Annotated in this window: 13 protein-coding genes; 7 read left to right on the top strand and 6 right to left on the bottom strand. The window is 65.7% G+C overall.

The features are described 5' to 3' along the window. Nucleotides 1-63 precede the first annotated feature (63 nt). From aat to infA, 3 genes are all read left to right on the top strand, one after another. Nucleotides 64-807 (top strand): leucyl/phenylalanyl-tRNA--protein transferase, encoded by a 744-nt coding sequence (gene aat / locus HNO53_RS07515; RefSeq protein WP_209477497.1) that lies wholly within the window; start codon nt 64-66, stop codon nt 805-807. Nucleotides 808-819: 12 nt separating this feature from the next. Next, nucleotides 820-1,569, top strand: a complete 750-nt coding sequence (locus HNO53_RS07510) for an arginyltransferase (RefSeq protein ID WP_209477495.1) — start codon at nt 820-822, stop codon at nt 1,567-1,569. 150 nt (nt 1,570-1,719) lie between these two features. Further along, nucleotides 1,720-1,938, top strand: coding sequence for a translation initiation factor IF-1 (gene infA / locus HNO53_RS07505; RefSeq protein ID WP_010627817.1), 219 nt, complete (start codon nt 1,720-1,722; stop codon nt 1,936-1,938). Nucleotides 1,939-2,038: 100 nt separating this feature from the next. Here infA and clpA read toward each other — a convergent pair whose 3' ends face one another. The 3 genes from clpA to icd form a co-directional block, all read right to left on the bottom strand. Beyond that, nucleotides 2,039-4,315, bottom strand: coding sequence for an ATP-dependent Clp protease ATP-binding subunit ClpA (gene clpA / locus HNO53_RS07500; protein WP_209477493.1), 2,277 nt, complete (start codon nt 4,313-4,315; stop codon nt 2,039-2,041). A gap of 140 nt (nt 4,316-4,455) precedes the next feature. After that, complete coding sequence (gene clpS, locus HNO53_RS07495) at nt 4,456-4,839, bottom strand: ATP-dependent Clp protease adapter ClpS (RefSeq protein WP_209477491.1); 384 nt, start codon at nt 4,837-4,839, stop codon at nt 4,456-4,458. A 140-nt stretch (nt 4,840-4,979) separates the two neighbouring features. Next, nucleotides 4,980-6,236 carry an NADP-dependent isocitrate dehydrogenase gene (gene icd, locus HNO53_RS07490; protein WP_209477489.1) on the bottom strand — a complete coding sequence of 419 codons (1,257 nt, stop codon included), beginning with the start codon at nt 6,234-6,236 and terminating at the stop codon, nt 4,980-4,982. A gap of 119 nt (nt 6,237-6,355) precedes the next feature. On the opposite strand from icd, the gene HNO53_RS07485 reads away from it, so the two are divergent. Further along, nucleotides 6,356-6,964, top strand: coding sequence for a pseudouridine synthase (locus tag HNO53_RS07485; RefSeq protein ID WP_209477487.1), 609 nt, complete (start codon nt 6,356-6,358; stop codon nt 6,962-6,964). After that, a complete protein-coding gene (locus HNO53_RS07480) occupies nt 6,961-7,413 on the top strand; it encodes an NUDIX domain-containing protein (protein WP_209477486.1) in 453 nt (150 codons plus the stop codon). The genes HNO53_RS07485 and HNO53_RS07480 overlap by 4 nt, the downstream gene beginning before the upstream one ends. On the opposite strand, the gene HNO53_RS07475 is transcribed toward HNO53_RS07480, so the two are convergent. The 3 genes from HNO53_RS07475 to HNO53_RS07465 form a co-directional block, all read right to left on the bottom strand. Beyond that, nucleotides 7,410-10,412, bottom strand: coding sequence for an efflux RND transporter permease subunit (locus HNO53_RS07475; RefSeq protein ID WP_209477484.1), 3,003 nt, complete (start codon nt 10,410-10,412; stop codon nt 7,410-7,412). The genes HNO53_RS07480 and HNO53_RS07475 overlap by 4 nt on opposite strands. After that, entirely contained in the window at nt 10,409-11,488 is a 1,080-nt protein-coding gene (locus HNO53_RS07470) for an efflux RND transporter periplasmic adaptor subunit (protein ID WP_209477482.1), read from the bottom strand. The genes HNO53_RS07475 and HNO53_RS07470 overlap by 4 nt, the downstream gene beginning before the upstream one ends. 67 nt (nt 11,489-11,555) lie before the next feature. After that, nucleotides 11,556-12,161, bottom strand: coding sequence for a TetR/AcrR family transcriptional regulator (locus HNO53_RS07465; RefSeq protein WP_209477481.1), 606 nt, complete (start codon nt 12,159-12,161; stop codon nt 11,556-11,558). A 160-nt stretch (nt 12,162-12,321) separates the two neighbouring features. On the opposite strand from HNO53_RS07465, the gene mnmA reads away from it, so the two are divergent. Both mnmA and hflD read left to right on the top strand, forming a co-directional pair. After that, nucleotides 12,322-13,434, top strand: coding sequence for a tRNA 2-thiouridine(34) synthase MnmA (mnmA, locus tag HNO53_RS07460; protein ID WP_209477479.1), 1,113 nt, complete (start codon nt 12,322-12,324; stop codon nt 13,432-13,434). Next, on the top strand, nt 13,431-14,069 hold the full coding sequence (hflD, locus tag HNO53_RS07455) for a high frequency lysogenization protein HflD (protein ID WP_209477476.1): 639 nt from the start codon (nt 13,431-13,433) through the stop codon (nt 14,067-14,069). The genes mnmA and hflD overlap by 4 nt, the downstream gene beginning before the upstream one ends. The last annotated feature ends 60 nt before the right edge of the window (nt 14,070-14,129 follow it).

Raw genomic sequence — 14,129 nt, 5'->3', positions numbered from 1 at the left:
CTTGAGCCAAATCGGCTCAAGCGGCAGACTAGTGAAACCAACGCTTACGAGGAGCGCCACCGCATGCTGTCCTGGCTTCCCCAGCGCCCTGTGCACTTTCCTCCCGTCTCGCGTGCTCTGCGCGACCCGGAGGGCCTGTTGGCAGCGGGTGGGGAACTGACTCCCGAATGGCTGCTGGCCGCCTACCGACGCGGCATCTTTCCCTGGTACAGCGACGATCAGCCCATTCTGTGGTGGTGCCCCAACCCTCGCATGGTCCTGTTTCTCGACGAGTTGCGCGTGTCTCGCAGCCTGGCCAAGCGACTGCGCAACGCCGACTTCACGGTGACCTACAACCGGGAGTTCAGCCGTGTCGTCGAGGCCTGTGCGGCTCCGCGCCAGGGGCAGCCCGGCACCTGGATCACCGCGGAAATGCATGCCGCCTACGTCGCGCTGTACCGGCTCGGCCATGCGCGTTCGGTGGAAGTTTGGCAGCAGGAGGAGCTGGTCGGCGGGCTCTATGGCGTGGCCATGGGGCCGGTGTTTTTCGGCGAATCGATGTTTTCACGCGCAAGCGATGCCTCAAAGGTCGCCCTGGTGCATCTGGTGCGTACCATGCGTGCCGGCGGCGGCCGACTGATCGACTGCCAGATGCATACTCAGCATCTCGCCAGACTGGGTGCGCGGGACATCGCCCGCACCGAGTTCATCAACTATCTTGAATCATGCCTGGCGACGCCTGAGGCCACGGAAAGCCAGCATCCGCTGCCCTGCTGGGCGCTGCCCGATGACCCGGCCTGCGTCGAGACCTTGACCGCTCTCACTTAGGAGGCGAATCACGTGAGCAGCAATACGCCTCGCCACCCGATTAGGGACCTTCGCTTCTTCCTGACGGTGCCCCACGCTTGCAGCTACCTCGAGGGCCGCGAAGCCACGACCCTCTTTCTCGACCCTCAGGAATCCCACGGCCTGGGCATCTACGATTCACTCGCCCTGCTGGGATTTCGTCGTAGCGGGCACCACCTGTACCGGCCGCATTGCGAAGGCTGCAACGCCTGCGTTTCGGTGCGCATCCCGGTCGAGGACTTCCAGCCCAGCCGCAGCCAACGCAAAGTGGCGAGGCGCAATGCGGACCTACACCTGATCGAGCGGCCGGCACTGTTCGACCCCGAACACTATGCTCTCTACGAGCGTTACATCGAGACGCGCCACTGGGACGGCGACATGTATCCGCCGACCCGCGAACAGTATCGCACCTTCCTGACCCTGGACGAGCCCTATGCGCGGCTGCTCGAGTTCCGCCTGGGCGATCGCCTGCTCGCCATTTCCGCCTTCGACCGCCTGGAACACGGCCTCTCCGCCATCTATACCTTCTTCGATCCAAGCGTCGAATGGGAACGCCGCTCGCTGGGCACCTTCGCCGTCCTGAGTCTGGTCAACGCCGCCTATCGCGAGGGGCTGCCCCACGTCTACCTGGGCTACTGGATCCGCGATTGCCGCAAGATGGCCTACAAGGAGGCCTACCGCCCCCTGGAGGTGCTGGAGGGCCGTCACTGGCGGCGCTTGTTGAGCACGGCGGTATCGACGTGATTCGGCCCGCTTTGCCTTGACGCCCGGCTTGCGGCACAATATCGCGCTATCCTTGGCACGGGGGCGATACTCAGCGCCTCCGATGCCGTGCTGCACACAAGCCGATGCACAGACACGGCACACCAACGTCATTAGCGAGGAACTGCCTATATGGCACGTGAAGACCATATCGAAATGGAAGGCGTCGTCGTCGACACCCTTCCGAACACCACCTTTCGCGTCGAGCTGGAGAACGGCCACGTCGTGACTGCCCATATCTCGGGCAAGATGCGCAAGAACTACATCCGCATTCTCACCGGCGACAAGGTCAAGGTCGAACTGACCCCCTACGACCTGACCAAGGGCCGCATCGTCTACCGCTCGCGCTGATAGTACGACAGAGTACGCGACGACGACGCCAGCTCCGATACGACAACGCCCCGTCCGAAGACAGGGCGCTGTACGAGGATCGAAGCAGGATCCGGGAACGTCAGGGTGCGTCGGCCATTTCCGACTCCGTGGACAGATGCAACTCGCCATCCTCCACCGTGACGTGAACCACCCCGCCGTGTTCGGATAACTCGCCGAACAGGATCAGCTCCGCCAGGGGCTTCTTGAGCTTGTCCTGGATCAACCTCGCCATGGGCCTTGCGCCCATGCTGGGGTCGTAGCCCTTCTCGGCCAGCAGATCCCGTGCGGCCATGTCCACATCCAGCTGGACCCGCTTCTCGTCGAGCTGCGCCTGCAGCTCCACCAGGAACTTGTCGACCACGCTGCGTACCACCGAGGTGGGCAGGGAGTGGAACTGGATGATGCCGTCCAGGCGGTTGCGGAACTCCGGCGAGAAGGTCTTGCGGATGACCTCCATGGCATCGGTCGAATGGTCCTGGCTCTGGAAGCCAATGGAGCGGCGCGCCTGCTGCTCGGCCCCGGCGTTGGACGTCATGACCACGATGACGTGGCGGAAATCCGCCTCGCGACCGTTGTTGTCGGTCAAGCGTCCGTGATCCATCACCTGCAGCAGCAGGTTGAAGACCTCCGGATGCGCCTTCTCGATCTCGTCGAGCAACAGCACGCAGTGCGGCTGCTTGGTGATCGCTTCGGTGAGCAACCCGCCCTGATCATAGCCGACGTAGCCCGGAGGCGCGCCGATCAGGCGTGACACGGTGTGGCGCTCCATATACTCCGACATGTCGAAGCGCACCAGCTCGATCCCCATGATCCGAGCCAGCTGGCGGGCCACCTCGGTCTTGCCCACCCCGGTGGGACCGGCGAAGAGGAAGCTGCCCACCGGCTTGTCGGGAGACTTGAGGCCGGCCCGCGACAGCTTGATGGCGGCGGAGAGGCTGTCGATGGCCTCGTCCTGGCCGAACACCAGCATCTTGAGGTCGCGATCGAGGTTCTCGAGCAGCTTGCGATCGGAACTGGAGACGCTCTTCGGCGGAATCCGCGCGATGGAAGCCACCACTGCCTCGACCTGATCGACGTCGATGGTGTCGACCCGGACCTCCGGCGGCAACAGCCGCTGGTGGGCGCCGGCCTCGTCGATCACGTCGATGGCCTTGTCAGGCAGGTGGCGATCGTTGATGTAGCGATCCGCCAGCCGTGCCGCACTCTCCAGGGCCGCGTCGGTGTACTTGAGGCGATGATGCTCCTCGAAGCGCGAGCGCAGCCCCTTGAGGATGCGTATGGTGTCGTCCACCGAGGGCGCCATGACATCGACTTTCTGGAAGCGCCTCGCCAGGGCCCGGTCCTTCTCGAAGATGCCGCGGAACTCCTGGAAGGTGGTGGAGCCGATGCAGCGCAGGTCGCCCGAGGAGAGCAACGGCTTGAGCAGGTTGGAGGCGTCCATCACACCGCCCGAGGCCGCTCCGGCACCGATCACCGTATGAATTTCGTCGATGAAGAGAATGGCGTTGGGCTGCTTCTTCAGCTCCGCCAGGAGGCTCTTCAGCCGCTTCTCGAAGTCGCCGCGGTACTTGGTGCCGGCCAGCAGCGCGCCCATGTCGAGGGAGTAGACCACGGCGTCACCGATCACCTCGGGGACGTCCTCCTCGACGATACGCTTGGCCAGGCCCTCGGCGATGGCGGTCTTGCCCACGCCGGCCTCACCCACCAGCAGCGGGTTGTTCTTGCGCCGCCGAGCGAGGATCTGGATCACTCGCTCGAGCTCGTGCTCGCGGCCGATCAGCGGATCGATCTTGCCCATCCGCGCCTGTTCGTTGAGGTTGGTGGCGTAGCCTGTCAGCGGGTTGGCGCTGGTCTCGCCGCCGCCCTCCTCGGCCTCCTCGGCATCGCTGGGCGACGACGAGGGATTCTGGCCGTGACCGGCCACCTTGGAAATGCCATGGGCGATGTAGTTCACCGCATCGACCCGGGCCACGTTCTGCTGCTTCAGGAAGTAGACCGCCTGGCTCTCCTGCTCGGAGAAGATCGCGACCAGCACGTTGGCTCCGGTTACCTCGCTCTTGCCGGAAGACTGCACGTGGAACACGGCACGCTGCAGCACGCGCTGAAAGCCCAGCGTCGGCTGAGTCTCGCGATCGCTCTGGTCCTCGGGGATCAGAGGTGTGGTGGAATTGATGAAATCCTGCAGGTCGGACCGCAACTTGTCGAGGTTGGCCCCACAGGCTCTCAGCACGTCTGCCGCTGATGCGTTGTCGAGCAGTGCCAGCAGCAGGTGCTCCACGGTCATGAACTCGTGGCGCTTGGAGCGGGCCACGGTAAACGCCGTGTTCAGGGTCAGTTCAAGTTCTTTGCTCAGCATGGCAGTCCCCTTCTCGCCGCTTAGGGCTTGCATCGGATCTTTCGTGGTCCGGCACCTTCAACATCGGGCACAAACGCTGCCGTTGCAAGTCTCTTCACTCAACGACTGCCATTCCTACCCCGTCTCGAGCAGACCGGGAGTCAGTCCGCCGCTTCGATGTCGCTGAGCAGCGGGTGCTGACACTCTCTTGCATATTGATTGACCTGATGGCTTTTGGTTTCCGCGATGTCGCGGGTAAAGATGCCGCAGGTGGCCTTGCCCTGGGTGTGCACGGTGAGCATCACCTGCACGGCGGTCTCGCTATCCATGTGGAAGAAGCTCTGCAGGACTTCCACCACGAACTCCATGGGGGTGTAGTCGTCGTTGTGCAGAATCACCTTGTACAGCGGCGGGCGGGCCACCTCGGGATCGGCCGGCTGAACCGCCAGGTCGCCGTCGTCCTCCTGCTCGGGACGCACAGGCCGCGTCATGCCAGCCACGACACCGATCGGTTCCCACACGTCCGGGTCTTCTGTCTTGAACATAAAAGCCACACACCATCTCGGCAAGCCGGCCAACTCGAGTCTCAGGTTAGACGACGACAGGCCGACAGGGTTCAGGTTGATACGCAAAAGGCCCCCGCTCGCCAAGCGAGCGGGGGCCCCGATGGGATCCGGCAGGCCGATTACATGTTGTCGGCGACGGCCTGTCCGAACTCGGAGCACTTGAGTAGCTTGGCATCGTCCATCAGGCGATGGAAGTCGTAGGTGACCTCGCCCTTGGAAATGGCCTTCTCCATACCCTTGAGCACCAGATCGGCGGCCTCGACCCAGCCCATGTGACGCAGCATCATCTCGGCGGAGAGGATCAGCGAGCCGGGGTTGACCTTGTCCTGGCCGGCATACTTCGGCGCGGTGCCGTGAGTCGCCTCGAACATGGCCACGGCGTCGGCCAGGTTGGCGCCCGGCGCGATGCCGATGCCGCCCACTTCGGCCGCCAGGGCATCGGAGAGGTAGTCACCGTTGAGGTTCAGGGTGGCGATGACGTCGTACTCGGCCGGACGCAGCAGGATCTGCTGCAGCATGGCATCGGCGATGACGTCCTTGACCACGATGGTCTTGCCACTCTTGGGGTTCTTGAACTGCATCCACGGGCCGCCGTCGAGCAGCTCGGCACCGAACTCCTCCTTGGCCAGCTCGTAGCCCCAGTCCTTGAAGGAGCCTTCGGTGAACTTCATGATGTTGCCCTTGTGCACCAGGGTCACCGACTCGCGGTCGTTGTCCACGGCATACTGCAGGGCCTGGCGCACCAGACGTTTGGTGCCTTCCACGGAGACCGGCTTGACGCCAATGCCGCAGTTCTCGGGGAAACGGATGTTGATCACACCCATCTCCTCGCGCAGGAACTTGATCACCTTGTCGGCCTCGGCGGTACCCGCCTTCCACTCGATGCCGGCATAAATGTCTTCGGAGTTCTCGCGGAAGATGACCATGTCGACGTCGGCGGGCTTCTTCACCGGGCTCGGCACACCCTCGAACCAGCGCACCGGGCGCAGGCAGGTGTACAGGTCGAGCTTCTGGCGCAGCGCGACGTTCAGGGAACGAATGCCGCCGCCCACGGGCGTGGTCAGCGGGCCCTTGATGGAGACCACGTAGTCCTTGACGGCTTCGAGGGTTTCTTCCGGCAGCCAGGTGTCGGGGTCGTAGACCTGAGTGGCCTTCTCGCCTGCATAGACCTCCATCCAGTGGATCTTGCGCTCGCCGTTGTAGGCCTTCTGCACGGCGGCATCGATGGCGATCTTCATGGCCGGCGTCACGTCGACGCCGATACCGTCACCCTCGATGAACGGGATGATCGGATTGCTCGGCACGTTCAGGGTGTTGTCGGCGTTGACGGTAATCTTCTCGCCGCCTTCAGGGACGACAATTTTCTGGAACCCCATTGAGAACTCCCCTGTCTGGTCTGTTCAGTGGAGCGCGGAGTATAGCATTCCCCCTGACTCTCGGAGTAGGCTTGCCTCCATAATTTGTCGACAATCTATGGTAGCAAGACCTTCGTCGAATGAGCTCCATCTATCTCCTGCACAAGCCCTACCGCATGCTGTCACAGTTCACCGACCGGCGTGACGCGGGTAGGAAGCCGCGCGCCACGCTGGCGGACGTCCTCGACGTGCCGGGCATCTACGCCGCCGGACGGCTGGACTATGATTCAGAAGGACTGCTGCTGCTGACCGACGATGGCGCGCTGATCCAACGCATCAGCGATCCACGGCACAAGCAGCCCAAGACCTATCGTGTGCAGGTGGAGGGCACGCCAGACGAAGCGGCACTGGCCGCTCTGCGTCATGGCATCGAGCTCAAGGACGGTCCAACCCGACCGGCCAAGGTCCGGCGCCTGGCGGCAAGCGGCTTGCCGGAACGCACGCCACCGGTGGACCCTAAGCGCCATCCGGCGACGACCTGGCTGGAACTCACCATCAGTGAGGGGCGCAATCGCCAGGTGCGGCGCATGACGGCCCATGTCGGTCATCCGACCCTGCGCCTGGTCCGCGTGGCCATCGGCCCCTGGCGACTGGATGGGCTGGCCCCGGGTGAATGGCGCAAGGAAACCCTGCATGCCCCGCGCAATACGCCAAGGCGCTCACCGCGCCGCCAAGGAGGTCATCGATGAGCCGCTGGCACCCGCACGTTACCGTGGCCACCGTCGTTGAGCGCGCCGGCCGCTTCCTGATGGTGGAGGAAGCCCCGAGAGGCAGCCAGACCACCTTGTTCAACCAGCCCGCCGGGCATCTCGAGCCCGGCGAGCGAATCCAGGAGGCGGCGCTGCGCGAGCTGCGCGAGGAGACCGCTTGGCAAGTCGGCATCACCGACTATCTGGGGCTTTACGTCTACCGGACGCCGAATGGCGAGACCTTCCATAGCCACGCCTTCTTCGGCATGGCCCTGGCGCATCTGGGCAACCCGCTCGACCCCGCCATTCTCGCCGTCCACTGGCTGACCCTGGAAGAGGTCGAGGCGCTGGAGCGCGAAGGGCGGTTACGCAGCCCGCTGGTGTTGCGGCGTATCCGCGATGCACTGGCCGGATATTCGTATCCCATGGAGGTGATCCACGAGCGTTAACTTCTGATTAGTAGGCGGTACAGTGCCGGAATCACCAGCAGCGTCAACAGTGTCGAGGCGACCAGCCCGGAGATGATCGCCCATGCCATCGGCGGCCACAGCGTCGACTGCGTCAACGTCAGCGGCACCAGACCGGCCACGGTGGTGGCCGTGGTCAACAGTACCGGGCGCGTACGCCGCGCCACCGCTGCCACCACCGCTTCCTTCACGTCGTAACCCTGCTTGCGATTGGCGTTCATCAGGTCGATCAGCACGATGGCGTTGTTGACCACGATACCGACCAGTGCCACTACCCCGAGCATGGCGGTGAAGCCGAATGGCTGGCCGGTCAGCCAGAGTCCCGGCACCACGCCGATGACCGACAGCGGGACGGTGGTCAGGACGATCGCCAACTGACGGAAGGAGTTGAACTGTGCCAGCAGAAAGATCACCAGCAGCAGGCCGCCGACCGGCAGCGTCTGGAACAGTGCGGTGTTGGCATCGCCGGCCGACTCGGCCGCACCGCCCACGGCATAGCTGACGCCGGCGGGCAGGTCGAGCTCCTCCAGGCGCGGCAGGACCTCGTCGAGCACCCCTTCGTAGGTCCAGCCGTCGGCCACCTCGGCCAGCACCACCGTCATGCGGCGTAGATCCCGGTGCTGAATGACCGCTGGGCGCCAGTCCAGCGCCAGGGAGGCGACCTCACCGAGCGGCACCGGGCGGCCATCGTCAGCGGCCAACCGTAACCCCTCCAGCCCATCGGTGGAGAAGCGCTCGCCCTCGGGCGAGCGCACCAACAGCGGCGCGGGATCGCGCCCGGCACGCCAGACACTGACCTCGATCCCCCGACTGGCACCGGCCAGGGCCGCGGCCACCTCGCGCCGCGTCAGGCCGTACTCGGCAGCGCGAGCGTCGTCGGTCTCGACTCGCAGCGTGGCCAGCCCCTCGCCCAGGCGATGACGCGCATCACGCGCTCCCTCGGCCTCGCGCACCGCGCTCAAGATGCGGCCGGCGGCGTCGGCCAGCGCGGCGCGATTCTCGCCATAGACGCGGATCTCCACCGGGGCTTCCAGCGGCGGCCCCTGGCCCAGGCGCCGAGCCACCACCTCGGCTTCCGGCAGCCACTCCGGCGCCACAGTTCTCACCCAGTCCATCAGCCCGGCCAAGTCGTCGGCACCCTCGGCCTCCACCACCAGCCGCGCCAGATGCGGCTGGCGCGGCTGCTCGACCAGGTTGTAGTAGAAACGCGGGCCGCTGAAGCCGACGAAGCGATGCACCGCTCGCACCGTCGGTCGCTCGGCCAGCGCGGTGGCCAACACCTCGGCCTGATGCGCGGTGGTGTCGAGGTGAGTCCCCTCAGGGAAATTGAGATCGACGACCAACTGGTTGCGATCGGTATCGGGAAAGAAGTCCTGATCGAGCAGCGGCATCATCGCCAGCGCCCCCACCAGCAGCACGCCGGCACCCACTAGTATCCAGGCCGGCCAACGGACGGCGGCCCCGCCGACTCTCTCTCCCCACGCCTGCAACCGCTCGCGCCGTGCGACCTGCCGCGGCTTGAGGATACCCGCGGCGAAGACCGGCGTGACAAACACGGCATACGCATAGCTCACCGCCAGGGTCAGCATCACCATGATCGGGATGGCACGGGTGAAGTCGGCGGTATTGCCGCTGGAGAGCAGCAGCGGGACGAAGGCCGCCAGGGTGGTCCCCGTGGCCGCCAGCAGCGGTGTGGCCAACTCGCGTACCGAGCGGGTCACGGCCTGGGCAGCCGAGCGGCCCTGGTCGCGGTGCCACTGGATGTTCTCCACCATGACGATGGCATTATCCACCAGCATGCCCAGCGCGATCACCATGCCGGCCACGGCGATCTGGTGCAGCACGCCGCCGCCCATGGCATAGAGCGCCAGTGAGGAGAACGTCACCAGCGGCACGACCATCATCACGGCCAACCCCAGCCGCAGCCCCATGGCCAGGAACAGCAGCACGCCGAGAATCCCGATACCCATCAACAGCGAGACGCCGAGTTCCGCCAATCGCCGTTCGACCCAGCGCGGCTGGTAGAACGTCTCCTCGATCGCCAGCGGCGCATAGGCCGGGCGCAGCTCCTCCACCAGTGCGCGCAGTCGCGCACCGAAGCGCGCCGCGTTGACCCTGTCGCTTGAAAGCACCAACCCCAGCGCCACCGCAGGCCGGCCATCGTGCCATAGCCGCTCGGTAGCGGGCTCCTGGGGAGCGAGGTGAATATCGGCCAGCTGACCCAGCGGCATCTGATCGCCCCACAGGGTGCGTATCGGCGTGGCGGCAAGCTCTTCCAGCGAGCCGAACTCGGTGCGCGGATCGAGCACCAACGAGCGCCCACCGATCGACAGGCTACCGCCGGGGGTGGTCAGGTTACGCGCCGCGAGCTGATCGCCCAGGGCACGGGCGTCGAGCCCGGTCAACTCGGCCAGGGTGTCATCCCAGCCGATCGTCACCTGCTGGCCCGGATCGGCCAGCACGTCGATGCGGGCGATCTCCTTGAGCCGGAACAGGTCGCGGCGCAGCTGCCTGGCCGCCTCGCGCAGCTCGAGGAGGTCGTCGGAGCCGGTCACCGCCAGGACGATACCATGGGCATCCGAGTCCCGATCACTGATATCTGCCTCGCCCACCCCATCGGGGAACTCCCGGCTCGCCCGGTCGACGGCGATGCGAACCCGCTCCCAGGCGGCATCGGTATCGTAGACATGCTCGTGCATCTCGAGCGTGACGTGAGCCACGCCAAGGCGCGCAGTGCCGATGATGTCGTTGACCTCCTCGATCTGGGCCAGCTCCTCCTCCAGCGGGTTGAGCACAAGCCGCTCGACCTGCTCCGGCTCGGCGCCGGGATAGGGCACCAGCACCTGGCCGAAGCGATAAGGAAAGAAGGGATCCTCCTGGCGGTCCATCGCCACCCAGGCCGCCAACCCCAGCAGCGCCAGCAGGAGCGTCACGGTCAGGATCAACCGCTTGTAGCGTAGCGAGGCGAGCAGCCAGCTCATGGCAACACCCTCACTCGATCCCCCTGCTCCAGACGACCCTGCCCTGCCGTCACCACTCGCTCACCCGAGGCGAGTGACGACGCCGTGACCGAAACCCAACCATCGACCAGACGGCCCGTCGTCACGGCCACCTGTCGAACCGTGTCGTCATCGCTCAGCATCAGAACATGCGGCGCATGCCCTCCGGGATCGACCACCGCCGCCAACGGCACCTGGAGGACTGGCGGAGCGGCGAGCGCAAGCTGCACGCGCAAGGGCGCCCCCAGCGCCGGGGCAGACTCGGCGTCGATGGCGACGATCACCGGCGCCATGGCCTCATCCGCACGCCCCACGTGCGCCACCCGGCCCGCCAAGCGCTGTGCCGTCGACAGCGACGTCAGTGTTGCCTCCTGCCCCACCTCGAGCCGGGCGGCAAGATGCCCCGGCATGCGAATCTCGACTTCACGTCCGCCGAGCCCGGCCAGCTTCAGCACGGGCTGCCCCGCTGCCACGAAATCACCGGGCTCGACCTCGTGGTCGGTCACCTCGGCCGCGAAAGGGGCCCGCAGAGTCAGTTCATCGAGCTGCGCCCGTGCCTCGTCCCGCTGCGCCACGGCCTGCTCGCGCGCCTGGGCGGTAGCCTCACGCTCGGCGCGCAGGCGATCCAGCTCCTCCTCGGCGCTGAGATTGCGCTCACGCAGGGCCCGCGCACGCTCCACGTCACGCCCCAGCCGACTCAGGCGGGCATCGAGCTCACGCACCCTGGCTTCGGCGGCCGCCAGCGCTGGCGCCAGGGCCGGGTTGTGCAGGGTGGCCAGGGGTTCGCCCCGCGCGACCCGCTGCCCCCGCACCACGAGCCTCTCCTGCAACACACCACCATGCAAAAAGGCAGGTTCGGCGCGCTCGCTGGCCCGCACCGTACCGGGAAAGCGGTAACTCACCGCGTCCTGGGACAAGCGCACCGCTTCCACGCGTACGCCAAGTAGCGGCGCCTCATCCCGGGCGACCTGAGCGGGAGTCGCATCACAGCCCGTCTGCAGCGCCGCGATCAACGCCATCGAGACCACCAGGCGCCCACCTCCCCTCTGCACTGTCATTGTCATTCTCCTTTACGGGACGACCGCATGAACTGGCCGGCCGGTCAGCTCATGCCGAAAAAAATACTTACTCCCGGGGCGTTACCCCTTCCATGAAGATCTTGAGGAAGTCCTCCAGAAATGCCGCATCGCTGCCCATGCCCGGCCAATGCTGATGATGGCACTTGGCCTCGAACCACTGGGTGCAGGTCATCACGAACATGGCGATCACGTGGGTGGGATTGATGTCCTTGCGCAGCAGGCCGCGCACCTGGGCCTGGCGCACCCACTCGGCCCCCGCGCCGACGAGCTGGTTGTCTAGCTCGCCGCAGTGGCTATCCCCTTCCAGGTGGGTCCAGGCAAACAGCCGCACAACGCCGGGGTTGTCACGCAGGAAATGGAAGTAGGCTTCCACCGAACGGCGCAGCAGTGCGGCGTCCGGCTCGCCGGCCTCCTCCAGCATCGCCATCTGGGCCGTGAAGTAGCGCTCGAAGGCGCGGTTCTTGACCGCCTCCCAAAGCTGCTCCTTGCTGCCGAAATGGTGATGGATCAGGCTTTTGGTGACCTCGGCCGAGCGCGCCAGCTCGCTGAGCTTGACGGCGGAAAAACCCTGCGCGACGAACAGGGTTTCGGCCGCATCGAGGATGCGCGTACGGGTCAGCTCGGGGTCGCGGGTCTGGGCTCTTGGTGTCATGCGCCGACGATAGCGCTAACTGGCCGGCCGGTCAATTAGCTAAAGATGCGCCGACACGCAAAAGCGTCATCCGCACGCCAACGCGCGCCAAGATGAAGACACTTCAATATGTAGTGTATAATTCCCGCCCATTTGCGACCCACTCAACCCGAGAGCGCCCATGACCGCCACCTCAGGCAAGGTGATCGTCGGCATGTCCGGCGGCGTCGATTCCTCCGTTTCCGCCCTGCTGCTGCTCGAACAGGGCTATCAGGTCGAAGGCCTGTTCATGAAGAACTGGGACGAGGACGACGGCACCGAGTACTGCACCGCCAAGGCCGACCTGGCGGACGCCCAGGCCGTGTGCGAGAAGCTCGGCATCAAGCTGCACAGCGCCAACTTCGCCGCCGAGTACTGGGACAACGTGTTCGAGCACTTCCTGGCGGAGTACCAGGCCGGGCGCACGCCGAACCCGGACATCCTGTGCAACCGCGAGATCAAGTTCAAGGTGTTCCTCGAGTACGCCGAGATGCTCGGCGCCGAGAAAATCGCCACCGGCCACTATGTTCGTGGCGGCGTGCGCCACGGTCGGCCGCGGCTGCTCAAGGGCATCGACGCCAACAAGGACCAGAGCTACTTCCTGCACGCCGTGCCGGAGGACGCCATCGCCCGTACGCTGTTTCCGGTGGGCGAGCTGGAGAAGCCCGAGGTGCGCGCCATCGCCGAGCGTCATGGCCTGGCCACCGCGCGCAAGAAGGACTCCACCGGCATCTGCTTCATCGGCGAGCGACGCTTCCGCGACTTCCTGCAGCAGTACCTGCCGGCCCAGCCGGGCATCATCGAGACCCCGGAAGGCGAGACCATCGGCGAACACATGGGACTGATGTACTACACCCTGGGGCAACGCCAAGGGCTCGGCATCGGCGGTCTGGCCAACCACCCCGAGGCGCCCTGGTACGTGGCGGGCAAGGATCTCGAGCGCAACGTGCTGATCGCGGTGCAGGGCAAGCATCATCCGCTGCTCTATACCGATTCGCTGGCCACCGAGGCGATGGACTGGGTCGCCGGTGAGCCGCCTGTCGCCGAGGGTCGGTTTACCGCCAAGACCCGCTACCGCCAGAGTGACGTGCCCTGCATGGTCCGCACTCAGGAGGATGGCGGCGTCGAAGTGCGCTTCGACGATCCCCAGCGTGCCGTCACGCCCGGCCAGTCGCTGGTGCTCTACGACGGCGAGATCTGCCTCGGCGGCGGCGTGATCCGCGACACCTGGAACGCCACGGAGGCCGCCGCATGACGACCACCCCGATCCATCGCGCCCCCGATTCCGCCACGGCGCGCCAGACCCTGGCGCTGGCCGGCGTGTTCCAGGCCGCCAGTCTGGTCGACGAACTGGCCCGTACCGGGCAGGTCGACACCCGTCCCTGGGAAACGTTGATCCGTGCCACGCTGGACACCGATCCCGAGAGCTTCGAGGCGATCTACGGCGGCCACCCCAACAACCTGCGCCGTGGCCTCGAGGTGCTCGAGGCCGTGGTGGGGCGCCAGCAGGCCAACCCGGTGGTACTGCGCTACGGCTTCTCGCTGCTGCTGTTGATGAACAAGCTGCGCACCGACGACGGCATGATGACCGCCCTCGGCCAGCACCTGAACCGCATCCAGGGACAGGCCGAGCACTTCGGCGCTACCCACGAGAACGTCATTGCCAGCCTCGGCGAGGCCTACCAGGAGACGCTCTCGACCCTGAAGACACGCATCGTGGTGCAGGGCGATCCTTCGATGCTGCAGAGCCGCATGATGCCCGAGCGGGTGCGCGCCATCCTGCTCGCCGGCATCCGCTTCGCCCTGCTCTGGCACCAGCAGGGCGGACGACGCTGGAAGCTGGTGTTCCAGCGTGGCGCCTTGAAGAAGGCCCTGGACCAGTTGGGCTGAGCCCCGCTTTCATACACATCTTTCCTACACGCACCGGACAACGACCATGCAAGCCGCTTC

It is taken from the genome of Billgrantia antri (genome assembly GCF_017868935.1).
GTDB classification, from domain to species: Bacteria; Pseudomonadota; Gammaproteobacteria; order Pseudomonadales; family Halomonadaceae; genus Halomonas; species Halomonas antri.
Note: the sequence above shows the minus strand (reverse complement) of the source record. Positions and strands in the feature narration are given on the sequence as shown.